This is a genomic window from Sphingobacterium sp. Ag1 (genome assembly GCF_000988325.1).
Taxonomy (GTDB): Bacteria; Bacteroidota; Bacteroidia; order Sphingobacteriales; family Sphingobacteriaceae; genus Sphingobacterium.
In genome coordinates, this window is the sequence record NZ_LBGU01000044.1 from 151,926 (window position 1) to 172,077 (window position 20,152).

Annotated in this window: 15 protein-coding genes; 9 read left to right on the forward strand and 6 right to left on the reverse strand. The window is 42.0% G+C overall.

What is annotated here, in order from left to right; all coding sequences use genetic code 11:
- Positions 1-59: 59 nt before the first annotated feature.
- From fabF to AAW12_RS21505, 3 genes are all read right to left on the reverse strand, one after another.
- On the reverse strand, positions 60-1,298 hold the full coding sequence (fabF, locus tag AAW12_RS21495) for a beta-ketoacyl-ACP synthase II (protein ID WP_046675736.1): 1,239 nt from the start codon (positions 1,296-1,298) through the stop codon (positions 60-62).
- A gap of 59 nt (positions 1,299-1,357) precedes the next feature.
- Positions 1,358-1,951, reverse strand: coding sequence for a TetR/AcrR family transcriptional regulator (locus AAW12_RS21500; RefSeq protein ID WP_046675737.1), 594 nt, complete (start codon positions 1,949-1,951; stop codon positions 1,358-1,360).
- Positions 1,952-2,035: 84 nt separating this feature from the next.
- The gene (locus AAW12_RS21505; RefSeq protein ID WP_046675738.1) at positions 2,036-2,662 is read right to left on the reverse strand and encodes a helix-turn-helix transcriptional regulator; all 627 of its coding nucleotides are present in this window, start codon (positions 2,660-2,662) and stop codon (positions 2,036-2,038) included.
- 189 nt (positions 2,663-2,851) lie between these two features.
- Here AAW12_RS21505 and AAW12_RS21510 point away from each other — a divergent pair, with 189 nt between their 5' ends.
- The 5 genes from AAW12_RS21510 (at position 2,852) to AAW12_RS21530 (ending at position 7,493) form a co-directional block, all read left to right on the forward strand.
- Positions 2,852-3,478 carry a superoxide dismutase gene (locus AAW12_RS21510; RefSeq protein WP_046675739.1) on the forward strand — a complete coding sequence of 209 codons (627 nt, stop codon included), beginning with the start codon at positions 2,852-2,854 and terminating at the stop codon, positions 3,476-3,478.
- 1 nt (position 3,479) lies between these two features.
- Complete coding sequence (locus AAW12_RS21515) at positions 3,480-3,977, forward strand: DUF2480 family protein (RefSeq protein WP_046675740.1); 498 nt, start codon at positions 3,480-3,482, stop codon at positions 3,975-3,977.
- Positions 3,977-4,531, forward strand: a complete 555-nt coding sequence (locus AAW12_RS21520; protein ID WP_046675741.1) for an NADPH-dependent FMN reductase — start codon at positions 3,977-3,979, stop codon at positions 4,529-4,531. Before AAW12_RS21515 ends, AAW12_RS21520 begins: the two co-directional genes overlap by 1 nt.
- Before the next feature lie 358 nt (positions 4,532-4,889).
- Positions 4,890-6,854 carry a sensor histidine kinase gene (locus AAW12_RS21525; protein ID WP_046675742.1) on the forward strand — a complete coding sequence of 655 codons (1,965 nt, stop codon included), beginning with the start codon at positions 4,890-4,892 and terminating at the stop codon, positions 6,852-6,854.
- Between the two features lie 12 nt (positions 6,855-6,866).
- Complete coding sequence (locus tag AAW12_RS21530; protein ID WP_046675743.1) at positions 6,867-7,493, forward strand: LuxR C-terminal-related transcriptional regulator; 627 nt, start codon at positions 6,867-6,869, stop codon at positions 7,491-7,493.
- 9 nt (positions 7,494-7,502) lie between these two features.
- On the opposite strand, the gene cydB is transcribed toward AAW12_RS21530, so the two are convergent.
- Positions 7,503-8,579, reverse strand: a complete 1,077-nt coding sequence (gene cydB / locus AAW12_RS21535) for a cytochrome d ubiquinol oxidase subunit II (RefSeq protein ID WP_046675744.1) — start codon at positions 8,577-8,579, stop codon at positions 7,503-7,505.
- Positions 8,580-8,585: 6 nt separating this feature from the next.
- A complete protein-coding gene (locus AAW12_RS21540) occupies positions 8,586-9,923 on the reverse strand; it encodes a cytochrome ubiquinol oxidase subunit I (RefSeq protein ID WP_046675745.1) in 1,338 nt (445 codons plus the stop codon).
- Positions 9,924-10,149: 226 nt separating this feature from the next.
- Here AAW12_RS21540 and AAW12_RS21545 point away from each other — a divergent pair, with 226 nt between their 5' ends.
- The 4 genes from AAW12_RS21545 (at position 10,150) to AAW12_RS21560 (ending at position 17,721) form a co-directional block, all read left to right on the forward strand.
- Complete coding sequence (locus AAW12_RS21545) at positions 10,150-11,136, forward strand: hypothetical protein (RefSeq protein ID WP_053003919.1); 987 nt, start codon at positions 10,150-10,152, stop codon at positions 11,134-11,136.
- A 438-nt stretch (positions 11,137-11,574) separates the two neighbouring features.
- Complete coding sequence (locus AAW12_RS21550) at positions 11,575-14,670, forward strand: SusC/RagA family TonB-linked outer membrane protein (RefSeq protein WP_053003920.1); 3,096 nt, start codon at positions 11,575-11,577, stop codon at positions 14,668-14,670.
- A 32-nt stretch (positions 14,671-14,702) separates the two neighbouring features.
- Positions 14,703-16,313 (forward strand): RagB/SusD family nutrient uptake outer membrane protein, encoded by a 1,611-nt coding sequence (locus AAW12_RS21555; protein ID WP_046675746.1) that lies wholly within the window; start codon positions 14,703-14,705, stop codon positions 16,311-16,313.
- A gap of 43 nt (positions 16,314-16,356) precedes the next feature.
- On the forward strand, positions 16,357-17,721 hold the full coding sequence (locus AAW12_RS21560; RefSeq protein WP_084823278.1) for a sulfatase-like hydrolase/transferase: 1,365 nt from the start codon (positions 16,357-16,359) through the stop codon (positions 17,719-17,721).
- A gap of 84 nt (positions 17,722-17,805) precedes the next feature.
- Here the strand turns inward: AAW12_RS21560 and bglX are convergent, their stop codons facing one another.
- The gene (bglX, locus tag AAW12_RS21565) at positions 17,806-20,082 is read right to left on the reverse strand and encodes a beta-glucosidase BglX (RefSeq protein ID WP_046675748.1); all 2,277 of its coding nucleotides are present in this window, start codon (positions 20,080-20,082) and stop codon (positions 17,806-17,808) included.
- Between the last annotated feature and the right edge of the window lie 70 nt (positions 20,083-20,152).

Below are 20,152 nucleotides of genomic sequence, written 5' to 3' on the forward strand. Positions count from 1 at the left end.
TATGATACTACAAAGATAGTGTGTTTATTACACTTTGTCAAGATTTATTTCAAAAAAAATTAAATCTTTTTGAAGACGATACTCGAATTGTGCCCACCGAAACCAAAAGCATTACTCATTGCGGTCTGAACTGTTTTTTCCAGGGGCTGATTGACGACAATATGAATTCCTTCGGGAATATCGGGATCAATATTTTCGATATTAATTGTTGCAGGAATTACATCATTGTTGATGGATTTTATGGCAATGATTGCTTCGATAGCGCCGGCAGCTCCTAGTAAATGGCCTGTCATTGATTTGGTAGAACTGACCCAAAGATTGCCTGAGTTGCCAAAAGCCCGTTGCACGGCTTTAAGTTCGGCAATATCACCAACAGGCGTTGAAGTCGCGTGGAGATTTAAATAGTCGAGCTGGCTCGCAATGATTTTTGCTTCGTCCAAAGCCAGTGACATGGCTTTTGCTGCCGCTATCCCTTCAGGATGGGGAGAGGTCATATGGTAAGCATCTGCGGTCATTGAAGCTCCAGCAAGTTCTGCGTAAATTTTTGCACCCCTTTGCTTGGCATGTTCGTATTCCTCCAAGATGAGTGCTCCAGCTCCCTCACCCATGACAAAACCGTCACGATCGCGGTCAAAGGGCCTGCTTGCAGTCTGTGGGCTATCATGCCGACTCGACATGGCTTTCATCGCAGAAAAGCCGCCAACTGAAGCCGGGGTGATGGGGGCTTCGGAACCGCCGCTAATAAAGACTTTGGCTTTGCCGAGCCTAATGTAATTAAAGGCGTCCATAAAGGCCGTATTGGATGTAGCGCAAGCCGATACGGTGGTGTAATTGATTCCTTTTAAGCCGTATTTCATTGAAATCATGCCTGAAGCCATATTGACGATAAGTCTGGGAACAAAGAAAGGACTAAATCTCGGTTTATAATCTCCCGTTACGTAGGCCTCAACTTCATTTTCGAAAGTTTCCATTCCACCCTGACCAACCCCCCAGATAACACCGATGTCAAATGGATCCATGGTATCGAGATCTAGACCCGAATCTTCCATCGCCTGCGCTGCACTGTACAAAGCATATTGCGTAAAGAGATCACTTCGTTTAATCTCATTTCTATCTAAGTATTTTTCGGGTTGAAAATGCTTAATTTCACTTGCAATCTGTGTTCGAAACAACGAGGCATCAAAACGGCTAATAAGCGTTGTGTGGTTCTCGCCCCGTAAAATGTTGTCCCAAAATATGTCTATATTTTCTCCCAGCGGGTTAATCGTTCCCATGCCAGTTATTACTACTCTTTTCATCTCTTTTTTTGATATAAATCTATTAATATACCAATTGGTATTTGTTTTTGTAAAAAAAATTATGCCTTGATCTCCCGATCCACCATATCCTTCATTTTATCCAATACAATGGCAAGATCTTTTGCTCGGCCGGAAATCTTGGAAAGCAGGATTCCGCCTTCAACCATAGCCATAAACGTAATGGCATAATTTTCGGTAGAAATATGCTGTTTAAATTCGCCGCTAGCAACTCCTTCTTCAAGAATTAGAATTAATCGCTGTTTCCAAAGGTCAAAAGAGCGTTTGACTTTAGGTGTTAGAAAAGACAGCGAGTCATCGGCCTCTACGGCCGCGTTCATCATAGGACAGCCTCCTGAAGCTGCGATATTTTTGAAATTTTCCTTGTAGAAATCTAGAAAAGACAAGAGTTTCTTTAACGCTGTTTTTTGCTGTATAATCTGCTGATTAACGGCTTCAGCGATTTTTTTGCTCTGATAGGTATACACATGAGTAGCCAGGTCATCTTTGTCCTTGAAATTACCATAGATACTTCCTTTTGTTAATCCTGTCGCTGTCGAGATGTCCGAGAGCGAAGTCGCAAAATAGCCTTTTTTATTAAAAATGGGCGCAGTTTTTTCAATGATATATTGCCGAGTCTGTTCTGCTTTTGACATGTTATTCCTGTTCTTTTAATGCAAATATAAAAAATACTTTTTGGTATATTAGTAATTTGTGCAGGAATGTCTTAGAAATTGGTTTTATTTCGTCTTTGAAATGCGATAGGTACAGCGAGGCGCGTTTTCGATGATGTATTCTGTTCTACAGATGCGATAGGCCGGACCGATGAGTTGCTGGAAATTATTCAGTTCTGAACGACAGAATCCCTGACATTCGGTTGCTGCTGCACATATGGGGCAGTGATTTTCAATGAGAAGATAATCGTCAGCTTCTTTCCTCCATTCAGCAATATAGCCTTCCTCTGTTCTTTTTTCGGCTATAATTTCAAGTTTTTTTTCAATGGATTCAATACCTGATAGCGCTTCAGTATATTTCTGGTATACCTTAGACTCCCGGTCACTAATCAGTAGATCCAACGCATTCTCGCCAAGCACCTGTTTAATTGACTGCAACAATTGTACTGTAATGTCGGCGTGACTATCTGGAAATTTTGCCATGCCCTGTGGTGACAAACTGTAATAAGTCGAGGGGCGGCCTATACCTTCGCTACGGGCATCGGAGACGATCAGTTTTTGATTCGCGAGGTTCAATAAATGTTTACGGGCGCCTTCTTTTGTTATCGCCAACGCTGTTGCAATCACAGCTGCTGTGGCTTCTCGGCGCATTTTTAATAACATCAATATTCGATCAGCTGGACTTTTCTGCATTTGACAATAAAAAAGTTGTTTTATGTACTGCCAACAAAGATAGCATTTTTATTTTTTGTTCTAAAATGTGTTTCAGATGCAGGTTTAGTCCTTTTGAATTTAGTTTTATGACTTTAATAAAACAACTATTTAGTTGTTTTATTAAAATTGATTCTCTAGTTTTGACTTATCATAAAAAACAATAAAACTATGCACAAATTTCAATTACCCCAGTTACCATATGCCTATGCGGCGCTTGAACCCTATTTTGATCGCGAGACCATGACGATTCATCATCAAAAGCATCATCAAGCTTATGTCGACAATCTAAATAAGGCATTGGAAGGAACGGAAAGCGAAGGTGACACGCTGTTGGATATACTCACAAGCATAAGTACATATAGCCCAGCAGTCCGCAATAATGGCGGCGGTCACTTTAACCATACGTTATTTTGGGAAATCTTATCGCCTAATCCAAAAACGGTACCTACAGGGAAGTTAGCGGATGAGATAAACGCTGCCTTTGGTTCTTTAGAAGAGCTCAAAGCCAATATCAAAAATGCTGGGCTTGGGCAGTTCGGTTCGGGGTGGTCATGGCTCTATGTCAAGCATTCTGGTGCCTTAGCTGTCGTCGCAACAGCCAATCAGGATAATCCGCTGATGGATACACAATCGATCGGCAGGGGGTTCCCTATTTTGGGTGTCGATGTTTGGGAGCATGCCTATTATTTGAAATATCAGAATAAAAGGGCCGATTATTTAGATGCATTTTGGTCGCTTTTGGATTGGTCTGTTGTTGAACAAAAATATGATGCCGTAATTGCAGGCTTGGTTTGATATGTTTATAAATAAAGTTGAAAACACGGGTATATTGGCTTTAGATCTGATTGATTTTAAGTCCAATCTCGCCATCCAAAGTTTTGACATCAAAACATTGTTGTATCGGGAAGCAATCGTGAAAGAAAAGGAATTCAGAGAAGCTTTAACCGCGGTGGACTGGTCTGCTTTCCGAAATCAAGCGGTTGCTATCAGCTGTTCTGTCGACGCAATTATCCCGCCTTGGGTCTATATGACCCTGGCGGAAAAACTTCATCCTGTTGCAGCGTATTACGATTTTAAGACGGTAGAGGCTTTGGAAATAGATTTGTGGATACAGGCTTTGCAAGCAATGGATCTGTCGCATTTTCAGCAGCAAAAAGTTGTCATACGGGCCCGTCCGAATATCCCGGCGTCACTTTATATGTTGGCGACGGAACGTTTGATTCCTATTGTGCAGACCTTGATGTATGGTGAGGTTGGTATGCCAAAAGTTATTTTTAAAAAAGGGAAAGTATAATGAAAGCATTAATATTCAATGGCGCCTTGGAAAGAAGGCAAGAATCGACATCAGGAAAATTATCACACTATTTTTCCCACCAACTAAACCAACGAGGTATTGAAAATACGATTTTTAACCTGTCTGATAGTGGAATACCCTTATTTGATTTGAGTCTCAATCGGATACCCAATGCCGTCAAGATTATGAATACCCAGTTTCTAGAAGCAGATGTACATTTTTGGTTGTCTCCGCTTTATCATGGAAGTATTCCCGGTGTGATGAAAAATTGTTTGGATTGGCTTGAAGTCAGTGCTAAAAATAAACCGGCTTATCTGACGGATAAACATATCGGACTAGTGTGTTGGGCCGATGGCGTGCACGCGCTTCAGGGTATTAATGCAATGGATGCTATCGCGAAGTCGCTCCGCGCCTGGACATTGCCTTTTAGTGTTCCTATCATGAAATCTACTCTTTTTGAGCCGGATAATCCAAATGTGGTATCTTCGGCTTACCAATGTAAGCTTGACTTGCTGATCGATATTGCTACGAAAAAGAGCAAGGAATATCGTTGATAAAAAAGCCTCTCGAGCGCTCGAGAGGCTTTTTTATCAACGGAAGATGTTTTAGCCTATATTTAAATAGATTAGACTAATCTTATGCTGGTAATTAATTTCAAAAAAAGTAGAAGAATGTCTTTAGCAATTCATCGCGGAGATATATCTTTGTTTTTTTAAACCGCTAATTGACTATGCGGTTTTCCGACCTATATTTTCTACTGTCGACTTTGACGAAGTCTAATCGACCGCAAATTTAGACGTGGAGAAAAGTCTTGAACCACCGTCAGACTTTGTTGTTGCATATTATGAAACCATTGGCTGAAAAGGCCCCATTTAGTTTAATTGTTTAAGTGATTAATAAATTGGATTGATAATGTTTCAGTTGAAAGAGTTAACGAAGATAATTGCCTTTTTTATAGTATACTTTACTGTGCATCTTGTAACTGCACAGAGTTTTCTGCCATTGGATGAGAATAGATATCGATCTGATGCGGAAAAGTTATTGCTGTCGAGTTCGGATGACAGTGTGAAGGCAATGCAGTATTTTTATTTGGCAGATTACTATCGATTTAGGGATACGACCAAATTTTGGGATCATATGCGGGAGGGGGAGCGTTTCGCCAAACCATTCCGGAGTTTACAGGCGATGGGGGCACTCTACAAAAGCTTTTATTATGGACAATTTCTGGATAGTAAAAATGCCGGAGTTGAAGCCCAACGATGTGTAGACCTCCTTGGAAATGCGCAAAAACCTTTTCAACAGGGCCTTTTGGCTAAAGCTTGGTATAATCTGGGCTTGATTCGGTTTCCAAAAAAGGGATTTGCTGATTTTCTGGATATCCTAAACGGGAAGTGCTTGCCTTATGCCAAAGCACATGACCCCATTATGGAAGGTAGTATAAATACAATGATCGGCATGACCTTTATGTCGTCCAATCAGCTTACAAAAGCTGATGAATACCATCAATTGGCCATCAAGCAACTCGAGCAGCAACCACCGAGTGCTGCACTTGTGGTGGCTTATCTCAATACAGTCAGCAATTATTGCTATCAGGTGAAATCCAAAGAAGCAAGAGTGCTACTGGATAAAGTCAAACAGCTCTTGAAAGATTATCCAAATTCTTCGCAATTACCCAATTATTATTACAATGAGGCACTTTATTTTACCACAAAGCAACAGACTGATGAAGCCCTTCGTCTGCTGGATATCGGGTTGGATTGGTCGGTGAAAATGAACAATTGGAAATTATTCCAGATGATGCGGTTCAGAAAGTTTAATGTGTATCTCCTGCAGAAAAAGTATGCTGATGCTAAACTGCAGTTGGAGGAAATCATTAAAAATGGATTATTAACGCGAGATCTTTACAACAGTAAAATTGTGTACAGTCAACTGGCAGCTGTAAATGAGCTGATGGGTAATTATCAGGATGCGCTGAAGATGTCCAATAAGGCAAATACACTATCCGACAGTATTCAGAAGGTCCAATTGTTGGAGAAAATGAATGAGATGGAAGCAAAATATAAAACCGTAGAAAAAGAAAAAGAGATTCTGAATCTGCGCGCAGAAAAGGAACGCAACCAATTTCGGATTTTCCTCGTTTTGGGTATTGCCGTTTTGCTTTTCTTTATTGTACTATTTGTTACTTTTTCCTATCGAAAACAACGGAAGCTCAACACACAGATACAGCTCAATCACGAAATCGCATTGGACAAAATGGAAAAGGAAAAGCAGTTGCAAATTTCGGAATCGATGCTAAAAGGAGAGGAGCAGGAGCGTCATCGTATTGCCCAAGATCTGCATGATAGCATAGGTGGCATGTTGACAGGTTTAAAATTTAAGATTGCCGGCGATATGGCAAAGAGTACACTCTTGACAGATGAAGTGCCGCAGAAGTTGAACGACATCTTAGGTGAAGTAAGACGGATATCCCATAACCTGATGCCCGAATCGCTGCGTCAGTTTGGATTGATAGCAGCATTGGAGCAATTGTGTATGGCGATGAAAAATAGTAACGTTTCGATCCAGTTTGAGAACTACGAGCCTGAATTGAATGTGGATTTTCAAAAGGGATTGGCCCTGTATCGAATTGTTCAGGAGGCCATTTCAAATGCACTAAAGTACGCCAATGCGGATTCAATTATCGTTCAGGTAAGTAAATCGGACGAAGTACTCCATATCCTCGTTGAGGATAATGGCAAAGGCTTTGATTCTGCTGTGTTAAATTATGGATTGGGTTTAAATAATATGGTCAACAGGGTGAAATGGATCAATGGATCAATTGATATTCAGAGTAAGCTTGGATCTGGAACGCAGATCGAAATTGGTGTAACTGTTTAAATAGGCGGAGTCATGAAGATAATTGCAGTGTTAGACGATCATCCCTTATTGTTGGAAGGTGTCGCTTCTTTTCTCAATAATCAGGATGGGTATCTCGTATACCCCTTTTTGGAAGAGATTGCGTTGATTGAATTTTTAAAGGTCACAGGAGCCGATCTCATCCTGATGGATATGCAGCTGTTGAAGACAAATGGGGTGGATGTCTGTACACAGGTGAGGAAACGGTTTCCGACGATTCCCATTGTTGCATTGAGCAATTTAGCCGATGGAAACCTTATTTTTCAGTTTATGCAGGTTGGCGGAAATGGCTATATTTTAAAGGACGTTACCAACGAAGAATTCTTGCGCTGTGTAGAGCTCGGGCTCGATGGCAAAGAGGCCATTTGTGATCGGGCAAAAGAACTTTATCGTGGTGCAATTTCGACGATTAGCGGTCTACCTCGGCTTACACAGCGTGAAAAAGAAATTTTGACGTTGATCTCCAAGGGACTTACCACGAACCAAATTGCTGAACAGTTGTTTTTAAGTCCAGTTACGGTTGAAACGCATCGGCGCAATCTCCTGACCAAATTCAAAGTTAAAAATATGATTGAGCTCGTACAGCTGGCAATGAAACATAAGTTGTTGGGACTCGAATAGATACCGCTCTTAATGTTCACCGTAACCGACATCATCCAGCTTACCTTTGAAGACCCTAAATTGGATGATAAAATAGGCAATCACCAGAATTGCGGCAAACATAAACCAGCCTAAACCTACGGAAAGACCATATTCATGCGCAGCAGCATTTTGAATCGTCAAGGAGGGGTTTACGTCATTCGTTGAAGGCAATACTATCGGGAACATGGAAGCAACGGTCGTCGCAAAGCTACCTAGGATGAACAGCGATGAAAATAGGAAGCCAATACCGTCTTTTTTAAAGGTTTTGATCCAAAATTGTCCAAGTAATCCAGTGGCAGCAATCACAGGGAATATCCATAGCCAATAATGATTTTGAAGATTGTTTAGCGAGATGGGCTTCACATAATGCCATACATAGGCCGATAGTATGACAAGAATAAGCAAGACAAAGTTGAGCTTAAAAACAATGTTCTTTAGTCTCGTGTTTAATGTGCTGGATGTTTTCAGAATGACCCAGCCTGCGCCGTGGATGGTTAATGTAACGACGGCAACTAAACCTAATATGATAGTGAACCAGTCTATGATGCCTTGATGTTGGGCTAATGGGTCAAATGTCGGGTTCCAAAGTGCCAAGAAGAAATAGTGCGGCTCTTGGGTGGATACACCATTCTCTACCATACCCAGGTTTACTCCGCGAACGACATTGCCCAGGGCAGCGCCAAAGAAAAGTGCCAGCAACAGGCTTGCCAGGCCAAAAGCCTTATCCCATAAAGCTTCCCAAAGACGATGGTGAACCTGACCTCTGAGTTCAAGACTTATTGCTCTAAAAATAAGTAACCAAAGTACAAGCATTAGGGGAAGGTAGAAACCACTGAAGGAGGAGGCGTAGAGTGTGGGGAAAGCAAAAAATAGGACACCACCAGAAGCGATGAGCCAGACTTCATTGGCATCCCAAAACGGCCCAATTGAGTTGGTAACAGCTTTTTTCTCCTGTTCGGTTTTAGCAAAGAATAGATGGACAATTCCCGCTCCAAAATCGTACCCATCGAGTACGATATAAATTCCCAGCATAAAAGTTAATACGATAAACCAGAATATTTCCATAGCTAATTAGGTTAATGCAACTGTCGTTTCAGGACCTTTTCTAATGATCTTCAAGACTAACATCAGAAATAACAAACCCAAAAGAATGTATAAACCGACGAAGCCGAGAAAGGTAAATAATGTATTTCCGGAAGATACGGTAGGGGATACACCGTCTACCATTCGCATGAGATTATAAACAAGCCAAGGTTGCCGCCCCAATTCAGCTGTATACCAACCTGCAGTATTCGCGATGTATGGAAATGGAATCATAAACATGATGATCCACAATAACCATTTGGTTTGATACAATTTGTTCCGCCAAAGCAGTAGCGCTCCAAGAACCATAATGCCGATGAATATGGTACCCAGCCCTACCATGATGTGATAGCTGTAATACAGTCCGGGTACGTTGGTTGGATGCAAGGACTGGTCAAATTCATTTAATCCCTTGATTTCTGCGTCCCAGCGCTGGTAGGTGAGGAAGCTCAAGACATTCGGCACCGCTATTTTATTGTCCAGCTTTTTGTTTTCCATGTCGGGTTGGCCGACCAGGATAATCTCGGATCCGCCTTGCTCCGTTTTGAAGATGCCCTCCATGCCGGCAAAGGCTGCGGGTTGATATTTGACTACGTTTTTGGCGGCAAGGTCTCCCGTAGGAAATGCCAACATAACCGATGAAATGGCGCCGAAGATGACGCCACTTTTAACGAATATCTTTCCAAACTTACTATGCCGGTCACTTAGGAGATAGAAAGATCCAATAGAAGCCACAAAAAAGGAACTGGTCACCAACGAAGCGGCTTGATTATGTAAATAAGATGGCCATAACCATGGATTACTGAATAATGCACTAAAATTGTTCAGTACAAATTTGCCGTTTTCAAGAATCTCATACCCTACAGGGTGCTGCATCCAGGAATGTGTGGCGATAATCAGAAAACCACTGGCCCAAGATCCAATAAAGACCATGAGTCCGGATAAAAAATGGAGCTTATGCCCCAGCAACTTCTCTCCAAAAAGAAACATCCCCAGAAATGATGACTCCAGGAAAAAGGAAAACATACCTTCCATGGCTAAGGTCTGTCCGATAATACCACCCGTAAGTTCAGAAAATTTAGCCCAGTTGGTGCCAAATTGAAACTCCATGGGGATACCTGTTACAACGCCCATGGTGAAGTTAAGCGCAAAGATTTTCATCCAAAATTTGGATGCATGGTTGTAATCTTCGTTTTGTGTCCGTAGAAATTTCCATTTGAAATAGACGATCATGAGGGATAAACCCATGGTCAATTGAGGGAATAAATAATGGAATGTAATCGTAAATGCGAACTGAAGTCGATTATAGAGAATCATATCTTCCATGTAGCCGAAGTTTTGGTTAAAAGACAGCTAAATATAACCTTTTATTCGCGTATATATCCATGAAACCGTTTTATTTTTTGATAAAATAACGGGACTTTTATTGTTTTCTGTACGCATTGTAAAATCTGAACCTCAATAGCAGATATCAATCAGCGTAATCTCTTTTTTATCTTATCTTCGCCCGAATTTAAAACGGACTTGAACGGTAGAAAAGAGCATTAGGGAAATGAAGAAAGTGCTGATTTTGATGGGTATTCTATTGATACCTATATTTTTTATTGTATTGAATAATACGGGGCGGGGTACAATCGCTAAAGATAATATCGTGTTTCGAGATAAATTATCTGAATACAATTTATTCAAAGGCAAAATTGCTGATCTTGTTCCAAACGACCAGGGAATTTCCTATGAATTAGCCTCCACCTTATTTACAGACTATACCGATAAAAAGCGCGTCATCTTTCTTCCCAGGGGAAAAAAAATGATCGCCTCAGATGATGGTTTGCCCAGCTTCCCCGACGGTACCCTAATTGCCAAAACATTTTTTTATCCGCAAAAAGATGCGGCCGGAGATGTACGACAGCAATTGCTTGAAACACGGCTGTTGATTTATAAAGACGGACAGTGGAATGCAGCAACCTATCAATGGAATGCAGCCCAAGATGAAGCTTTGTTGTTGATGGACAGTGCTTCCGTGCATGTTTCGTTTTTGGACAGCAAAGGTGACGAGCGACAAACAAATTATATTATTCCTTCACGAAACGATTGTATGGCATGCCATCGACAAGGAAATCAGCTGTTTCCGATAGGTCCAAAGATTAGAAATCTGAACCGGATAATCGGTCACGATGGTGACAGCATTCAGCAACTGGTGCAGTTGACCAAACAGGGGGCTCTCGATCTGAAGTCCTTCAAAAGCTTCACGAATTTACCGAGTTATGATGACCTTGCGCAATCAACTGCAAGTCGTGCGCGAGCTTATTTGGAAATCAACTGTGCCCATTGTCACAATCCGAAAGGGACAGCCTACATGACCATGCTGGATCTTCGTTATGAAAGCCCCATGCATGAAACTGGAATTTGGTTGAAACAAGCGAAGATTATTGGACGGATGTCTACATTGGGAGAGATGCATATGCCTCAAAAGGGAACCACCGTACTGCATGATGAAGGCATCCTGCTGATTAAAACCTATCTAAAAACTTTAAAATAACAGCCCTTTGCTTATCCTTGGTCGGCAATCTTTTACATCTACAGTTTGCTTATATTATCCCTCTGCAGGTCTCGTACATTTATTTTAATAAAATCTATAGAATTGGTAGATTATATTAAAATTACTTCTATATTTGTGAGAAGATAACAGGTCGCTGTTGAAAGTATAGCATACTTTTCAGCGTGACGTATTAACACATTATTATGGAACATATCAATATTAGTAAAAGCACATTTTTCGTAAGTATTACTGCAAAGTCTCTGAAGGCTAAATCCCCTGATGTAAGAAAGATGCGAATGTGCCTTATAGGATAATTTCCCTTATCTTTTCTCAAACTGACAGCAGGGGAGGCGCTCGCTTCCCCTCATGTCTTCAAAATAAAAACAAGTTTTCGATTGGCGTTGGCACTTGTTCGTATTCACCATTAATACTTTATCTATGAAAAATCTTAGGGTACTCCGGTATTCTACCTTGTCGCTATGTTTATTGTTATCTGGCGTTGGGCATCAGGTATATGCACAAACAGATGTTAAACCGATTGTCAATGCTTCCTTATCAGGCTATGTATATGATGGTCAGCGTAAGCAGCCTCTTGAAGGCGTAACCATTCAACTCGAAGCTGTAACGCATGTTGTTACAACAGATCAAAAAGGTTTTTTTCAAATTGTAACGGGACAGAAATTACCCTTTTCCATTACACTCTCGCGCATTGGCTATAAGAAAAAGACCTTGTTAGTTTCCGAATCTCCCACAAAAATTGAATTAGAGCCAGTTACACAGGACCTGGATGAGGTGGTCGTTGTTGGCTATGGAACACAAAAGAAGATCTCGTTGACCAATTCAATCGCCAGTATTGAAGGTGATAAACTGACGAAAAGGCCTGTCTCAAATACACAGCAGGCTTTGCAGGGCTTACTACCGGGGGTGACTGTTCAAGACCTTGGTGGAAAACCAGGGCAATCGGCTGCCAATATTCGAATCAGAGGACTGACGACATTTAATACCAATTCGAGCAGCACCAGTGGATATGATCTCAGCAAGAATAATGCTTTGGTTATCGTGGACGGAATTGAACAACCCTGGTCCAAGTTAAACCCCAATGATATCGCTTCAATTTCAGTCCTGAAGGATGCGGCTTCCACGGCGATATATGGATCACGTGCGACCAACGGTGTAATTATTGTAACCACCAAAAGTGCAAAATCTGGCCATGTTGTGATTGATTATAATGGCTATTACGCCTTACAAAAATCAATCAACACCCCAAAGCAGATGGACGCCGTATCCTACCTCCAACTGCAACAGGACGCCTACCGTAACGCGGGGCTGGCGGTGCCGGCGCGATTTACTGACGAATCAATAGCGGCATATCGGACTTCCACGGACCGTGAAAAATATCCACTGCCCAATACATGGTTTGATACATTGTTGAGAACTGCTCCGCAGCAGGACCATGCCTTGTCATTCGCAGGGGGAAATGACATTCTACGTTCTAGATTGGCGGTTCGTTATAATAAACAGGATGGTATTATTGATCATTATGGCGCTGAACTGGCGGATATTAGGCTAAACAACGATTATAAAGCAAGCTCTTGGCTCAATTTTACGGGAAGTATAAACTACCGATATAGTAAAGCCGCCGAGCCCGGACGTGATCCGATCAATAACTTTCTCCATGGCTCGATGTGGGTGGTGCCTAAATATGATGATGGTACTTACGGATTAAGTACACAAGGAAATAATCCTTTAATGCTGATTGAGAAAAGTGGTTTTAAAAAGGTTAATGAAAACTACTTAAGCTCCATCGTTAAAACCGACATTCAATTGTGGAGAAATTTGTTATTTACGTCCCAATTTGGTGTAAGAGTGAACCTAAATAATACCAAAACCTTTTTGAACGCTTTTGACAATAAGGACCGAAATACAGGTATTGTAAAAAGTTTTCCGATCAATTCATTAAACGAAATTCGTGATAATAGCAGCGAGTATACATGGAACAATCTGTTGACCTATCAATTGGCGGCTGGGCCAAATCATATTAAGGCACTTGTTGGCTATTCACAGATTCACAATTATCAAAATTACTTAACGGCTTATCGCGAAAGATTCTACAATAATGATATCACCTCTATCGGACAAGGAGCCGATGATGCGACCAAAAACAATAATGGATATGATGTGCAGTATGGCTTGCGTTCGTTTTTTGGTCGGGTAAATTACGATTGGGATGGCAAGTATCTGCTCGAAGTGAATGGGCGTTACGATGGTTCATCCCGTTTTACGGGCGACAAGCAATATGGTTTTTTCCCTTCGGCATCAGCAGGATGGCTCTTATCCAAAGAAAACTTTTGGGAACCTATTCGAAATTCGTTGAACGAATTCAAAGTGCGTGCTTCCTGGGGAAAGACAGGAAACCAATCGGTAGATTTGTATAGTTATTATTCTGCCCTCATTGCGGCAGGATATGATTTTGGGGGTAAATCTGTACAGGGTTATCGACTGGACAGTTATGCCAATCAGCAATTGGGCTGGGAATCTACGATGCAGTATGATTTGGGCTTGGATGCCGCTTTCCTAAACAATCGCTTGACTTTTACCTTGGATTACTATAAAAAGGTAACTGACGATATTCTACTGAATCTGGATATTCCTGCCGTTTTGGGATTAAAGCCTTCACCCCAAAATGCGGGAACAGTACTGAATAGCGGTTGGGAATTCAGCGCAAATTATCAGAAAAGACCAAGTGCGCCTGGGGCTTTTGCTTACCAGCTGAATGCAAATTTAAGTATCAACCATAATGAAGTAACCGATCTAAAAGGTACTGGACCCTACATTGCCGGATCGGATATTGACCCAAGGTATATTATTGCGAAAGGACTTCCGATCAACACACTTTGGGGATATAAGACCGATGGTCTCTTTCAGTCTGCGGAGGAAATTAAAGCTTATGGTGCTACGTATGCTACAAATACGAAGCCCGGGGATGTGAAATATGTGGATTTGAACGGCGACGGGGTGATCAATGCAAATGACATGGCCGCTATTGGCAACTCTTTCCCCAAATATACCTTCGGAATTAACGGGAGTTTCACCTTTAAGAATTTTGATCTTGATCTGCTCTTTCAAGGTGCAGCAAAAGTCGATACCCGATTGTCAGGAGCATTGGCTGAGATGGGAAATCAGGAAGGCTTTACACACGAAATATTTACAAACGATTATTGGACACCAACACATACGGATGCACGCTTTCCGCGCGTGGTCAAATATGATTTGCGTAATGTCGCAACCTCGGACCGTTTAGTGGTTAACGGTTCTTACCTGCGGTTGAAAAACATACAGGTTGGATATACAGTGCCAATACATGCTATCGGAAAGACAGCAATCAACAAACTTCGGGTATACCTATCCGCGACGAATTTATGGACAATTTCAAAATTGAATGAATGGAACCTGGATCCTGAAGCTGAATCTGGACGAGCGGTATATTATCCGCAAACCGGCCTTTATACACTGGGCGTCAATTTGACGCTGTAGTGTGATTGTTAATAATATATAATTGAAAACGAATGAAATTTTACAACTATCTATATCAAAAAAGAAACCTGATTTTCAGTTTCGGACTGTTTTCGCTTATGCTGATTAGCTGTGATAAGAATCTGTTAGATGCTGTACCTACCGACCGCCTGTCGGAAAATATATTTTGGAAGAGCCAAGCCGATGCGGAGCTAGCTGTAAATGCGCTCTACAACGACCTGGATGGAGCAGAAATCTTCTATTCCGATGCATTGACGGATATAGCCCATGTCAATCAGCCTTTCGCTGTGGATGCCTATATTGAATTGGGTACCTATGATGCTTCAAGTTCCCGGTTGTACAACACCTGGAGCAGTGCCTATAAAGGAATCGGTGCAGCCAATTACTTTTTGGCGAATGTTGGTAAAATCGAGGGCAGCAAAGATGAAACATTGATTGCTCGATATATCGGCGAAGCGCGCGTGTTAAGAGCCTATCAATATATCAAATTGGCCTATTTATTCGGTGCAGTTCCTCTGGTAAAGGCACCATTGACACTACAGGAAGGAAGAGAAGTACAACAAGCGACGCTATCTGAAATCTATGATTTTATCGACAGCGAATTGGAACTGGCTGCGGCAAGTTTGCCTGAAAGCTACTCCAGTAACGATATCGGACGCATAACCCGTTGGGCCGCATTGGGCCTGAAAGCCCGGTCGGATTTATATGCAGGACGTTTTGCAGCAGCAGCAAAGGCAGCAAAAACGATTATCGATGGCAAACGATTCGAGCTTTACCCTTCGTACGCAAATCTGTTTACGTATGCAGCTGAAAATAACAAAGAGGTATTGTTGGATAAGCAATTTCTGGAGAATATATACACGCAAAGTGTCTTTAACCTCTTAGCCTCCTATAGCCAACAAAATGGGCAGAGTACCTATGTGCCTACCAAAGCCTTGGTCGATAGCTATACCACATCTAAAGGGGATTTAATTACGGATGCCAATAGTGGTTATGATCCCAAAAATCCCTATAAAAATCGCGATCCGAGGCTTGCTTTCTCAATTTTTTTGGACGGCGATCCGCTTCCGAATGGGGCTATTTTTCATCCCGCACCCAATAGTGGGACTGCTGATGCTGTGGGGAGCACCTATATTGCTTCCACAACAGGTTTCAATATAAAGAAGTATATTGATAAAAAGGATTTGGCAAACCCTTCTAAAAGTGGTCTGAATATTATACTATTACGTTATGCTGAAATATTATTGACCTATGCGGAAGCAAAGATTGAGCTCGGGGAGGTCGATGCCAGTGTTTACGATGTGATCAACCAAATTAGAAATTCGCGAACGGATGTAAAACTTCCAATAGTAAGTAATCAAGTAAATCAGGAACAACTTCGTCAGCTGGTTCGTCGGGAGCGTACAGTGGAACTGGCATTTGAAGGATTGCATCTAGCGGACATAAGACGATGGAAAACTGCCGAAAAGGTTGTTCCCGGTAAAGTATATGGCATCACGTATCAAAACAATAACGGAGAGACTGTTGTCGTTGAAGCAGCCTCCGAAAGCCGTGTTTTTGATGCGAAAAAGCATTATCTCTGGCCGATTCCACAACGGGAAATTAACCTCAATCCGAATTTAAAACAGAATCAAAATTGGTAAAAATTGTTATCTTGTGGCACGAACCCAATTAACTCATACAACTATGATGCGATATACTAAACTTATGACCGCTGTAGCCTTATTTTTACTGGTGGCTTTTGCCAATGCCCAGCAAAAGAAGCCTAACATTATCTTAATTCTGACCGATGATCTCGGTTATAGCGACATTGGCTGTTATGGAAGTCCGAATATCTCAACCCCCTTTTTGGATTCGATCGCCAGTAAGGGCGTGAGAGCAACAAACTTTATGGTTTCTACGCCCTCGTGTACACCTTCAAGAGCTTCTTTATTAACCGGAAGATATGCTTCACGTTATAATCTTCCAGCACCAATCGGTCCGGGATCAGATTTAGGCTTGCCTGATGAGGAGGAAACGATTGCCGAATTATTAAAAAAGGTAGGCTATCGGACAGCATTGGTCGGAAAATGGCATTTAGGAGATAAACAAACTTACCATCATCCTAATCAGCAAGGCTTCGATTCTTTTTATGGCATGCTGTATAGCCACGACTACCGCGATCCTTATGTAAAGACCGACTCTGTCATTAAGATCTTCCGGAATCGGAAACCTGAAGTCCTGGCACCCGACGATTCGGACCTGAGCGCACTTTATCACAAAGAAACAGTGAAGTTTATTGAAAATCAAGATAAAGATCATCCATTCTTTTTATATTATGCGCATAATTTTCCGCATCTTCCTTTGGCATTTGCCAATAAAAAGAACCGATTTGCAGATCAGCAAAACGCAGGCCCTCTGGGTGCGGTGATGCAACAGCTGGATCATAATTTTTCGGAGCTCTGGAAAACGGTTGAGCGAAAAGGCCTCGCCGATAACACCATTTTAATTTTTTCAAGTGATAATGGTCCCTGGATAGCTTATCCATCGCGAATGTCTGACGATCACGCTACAAAGAACTGGCACGTGGGTACTGCAGGTGTCTTCAAAGGGTCAAAAGCCGAAACAACAGAAGGTGGTGTCCGTGTACCGTTCATTGTTTATGGAAAAGGTTATGCTCAAGAAGGGAAAGTTCTTCGACAGGCAATTAGCAACTTGGATGTGTTGCCGACCATCGCTAAATGGACCGGTGCATCCTTGCCGAAGAAATCCATTGATGGTCAAGCGATCGATGCTTTGTTAAACGGCAAATCGGAAGATTTAAAAACAGCACATAGACCGATATTTTTGGTGAATTATGGACATGTTGAGGCGGTTCGGTCAGGTGACTGGAAGTATCGTCGGATAGCGGGTGGAGTCAATCAGATTTCGGGTAAACCTTATGATGCTATTGAAGAATTACATAACATTGCCTGGGATCCAAGTGAAAGAACCAATATTTTAACGGAATATCCAGAAAAAGCGGCGGAATTACGTTTATTATTTGAAAGCTTTGATGGGAATATGAAGTAGCTAGCAATAGCAATGACTAAACATAGACAAGGCGGCACTTATTTTCGAAGTGCCGCCTTGTTTTTTTATAGAGATGCAATAGATTTAAAGCAATTCAAACTCTTTTTCTTTGACATCACGGCTGTTGGGACCAATGTAGACTTTGAAAGTTCCTGGTTCGGCAACATAATTCAGATTGTTGTCAAAAAATTTGAGATCATCTACTTTGATGTTAAAGTTTACCATTTTTTGCTCTCCTTTTTTGAGAAATATTTTTTGAAAGCCTTTTAATTCTTTTACAGGACGCGTGACAGAACCAACAACATCCTGGATATAGAGCTGCACGGTTTCTTCCGCATCATAATTTCCTGTATTGTGGATGTCGATACTTGCTTGCAGCGTACCTTTATCGTCAATTGTGTTGCGGTCAAGACGAATTTCACCATAGGTAAACGTCGTATAACTTAATCCATAACCAAAAGGGTAGAGTGGGGCATTGCTTACATCGAGATAATTGGATTTGAATTTTTCAAAATCGCCCGAGTTTCCGTAGGGTCTACCGGTGTTTTTGTGCGCATAATAGATCGGAATCTGACCGACATTTCGTGGGAAGGTGGCCGTAATCTTACCTGAGGGAACGACGTCCCCGAATAAGACATCGGCTACTGCTTTTCCTGTTTCCGTTCCGCCAAACCAAACGTTTAATATGGCTGGTACGTGAGCATCTTCCCAGGTAAGCGTAAGTGGTCTACCCGTAAATAACACCAATACAACTGGTTTTCCTGTTGCCAGTAATGCTTTTAACAGGTTCTGTTGATTTTTCGGGATGTCCAATTCGGAGCGACTGGAGCTTTCACCCGACATTTCTGATGATTCACCAAGAGCAGCCACGACCACATCGGATTGTTGAGCAACTTTTACGGCGTCTGCGATGATCTCCTCTTCTTTTCGCGAATCGCGTGCTATTGTACGGCCAAACATGGTTGCATGCTTTTGGTAAATTGGATCTTCCAACAGATTGCTACCTAGGTGTGTAAGGATATTGACTTGATTACCCAACACGGCTTTCATTCCCTCAACTAAAGAGGCTGTTTTGTCCAATTCAGCACTGACACTCCACGTTCCGGGCATATTTGGACCTGAATTGGCCAATGGACCAATGACAGCAACTGTACCTGTTTTTTTCAATGGAAGTACTTGGTTTTCATTTTTCAGCAAGACAAAAGATTTTGCTGCAATTTCCCGGGCTTTGGCATGATTGGCAGCCGATCCGATTACAGTTTTTGCCCGTTTTTCGTCACAATAGCGGTAGGGATCGTCAAATAAGCCTAATTTATACTTGGCTTCCAAAACAAACCGGCAGGCCCTATCGATGTCTGCTATTTTGACCTTGCCCGCATCTAAAGATTTTTTTAGTGTCGTCAGAAACCCTTCACCAACCATATCCATATCAACGCCAGCATTCAGGCTTAAGGCCGAGACCTGTTGTAGGTCACCGAGGCCATGTGCTGTTAATTCGTTTACAGCAGTGTAATCAGTTACGACCAATCCTTTAAAGCCCCATTGCTTACGTAAGACATCCGTCATTAACCATTTATTTGCCGAGGCAGGGACACCATTGATATCGTTAAAAGAAGTCATGATACTTCCTGCTCCCGCATCTATCGCTGCTTTATAAGGAGGTAGATATTCGTTGTACATGCGATGAAGGCTCATATCCGTGCTATTGTAATCACGACCACCTTCGGCTGCACCATATAAGGCGAAATGTTTGACACAGGCCATCATGGTGTTATGTGCTGCCAGGTTATCCCCTTGGAAGCCATGGACGATGGCTTCGGCAACCCGCGAGCTTAGATAGGTATCTTCACCCGCACCTTCGGAAATACGGCCCCAGCGTGGATCGCGCGAGATATCGACCATGGGCGAAAATGCCCAATTAATTCCATCGGCGGTAGCTTCTTCGGCGGCAATACGTGCCGATTGTTGAATCAAGTTCATATCCCAGGTAGCAGCAAGACCTAAGGGAATTGGGAATACCGTACGATAACCGTGAATGACATCCATCCCAAAAATGATGGGTATTTTTAAGCGGGACTGCTTGACGGCTATTTCTTGCGTTTTGCGAATTTTCGCTGGTGTGCTCATGCTGAAAATACCACCGATTTGACCGTTTCTAATTTTGGTATCCACATCGGTGGATACAGTGGTTCCAGTTGTCGCTTCGCCACCGGTTACCAAATTAAGTTGCCCAATCTTTTCTTCGACAGTCATCTTAGCCATAAGTTGATCAATGAACCTGTCCATTTTGGGATTGGATTGCGCTGGACTTGTATGCCAGGCTAGCAATGCAAGAAGGAAAGTACCTACTACTTTTTTCATCGTATTATTTTTTTTGTGCGCATGGATTTTGCTTTCCGCGCAATAGGGTAAGTTTATGTTAAGTGTTCAA

Bases quoted from the DNA above. Each gene is read 5' to 3' on its own strand.
- AAW12_RS21505 (WP_046675738.1), bottom strand. From the start codon at position 2,662: ATGCAGAAAAGTCCAGCTGATCGAATATTGATGTTATTAAAAATGCGC.
- bglX (WP_046675748.1), bottom strand. From the start codon at position 20,082: ATGAAAAAAGTAGTAGGTACTTTCCTTCTTGCATTGCTAGCCTGGCAT.
- AAW12_RS21525 (WP_046675742.1), top strand. From the start codon at position 4,890: ATGTTTCAGTTGAAAGAGTTAACGAAGATAATTGCCTTTTTTATAGTA.
- AAW12_RS21500 (WP_046675737.1), bottom strand. From the start codon at position 1,951: ATGTCAAAAGCAGAACAGACTCGGCAATATATCATTGAAAAAACTGCG.
- AAW12_RS21545 (WP_053003919.1), top strand. From the start codon at position 10,150: ATGAAGAAAGTGCTGATTTTGATGGGTATTCTATTGATACCTATATTT.
- AAW12_RS21510 (WP_046675739.1), top strand. From the start codon at position 2,852: ATGCACAAATTTCAATTACCCCAGTTACCATATGCCTATGCGGCGCTT.
- AAW12_RS21540 (WP_046675745.1), bottom strand. From the start codon at position 9,923: ATGGAAGATATGATTCTCTATAATCGACTTCAGTTCGCATTTACGATT.
- AAW12_RS21530 (WP_046675743.1), top strand. From the start codon at position 6,867: ATGAAGATAATTGCAGTGTTAGACGATCATCCCTTATTGTTGGAAGGT.
- AAW12_RS21520 (WP_046675741.1), top strand. From the start codon at position 3,977: ATGAAAGCATTAATATTCAATGGCGCCTTGGAAAGAAGGCAAGAATCG.
- AAW12_RS21555 (WP_046675746.1), top strand. From the start codon at position 14,703: ATGAAATTTTACAACTATCTATATCAAAAAAGAAACCTGATTTTCAGT.
- AAW12_RS21550 (WP_053003920.1), top strand. From the start codon at position 11,575: ATGAAAAATCTTAGGGTACTCCGGTATTCTACCTTGTCGCTATGTTTA.
- AAW12_RS21515 (WP_046675740.1), top strand. From the start codon at position 3,480: ATGTTTATAAATAAAGTTGAAAACACGGGTATATTGGCTTTAGATCTG.
- AAW12_RS21560 (WP_084823278.1), top strand. From the start codon at position 16,357: ATGATGCGATATACTAAACTTATGACCGCTGTAGCCTTATTTTTACTG.
- fabF (WP_046675736.1), bottom strand. From the start codon at position 1,298: ATGAAAAGAGTAGTAATAACTGGCATGGGAACGATTAACCCGCTGGGA.
- cydB (WP_046675744.1), bottom strand. From the start codon at position 8,579: ATGGAAATATTCTGGTTTATCGTATTAACTTTTATGCTGGGAATTTAT.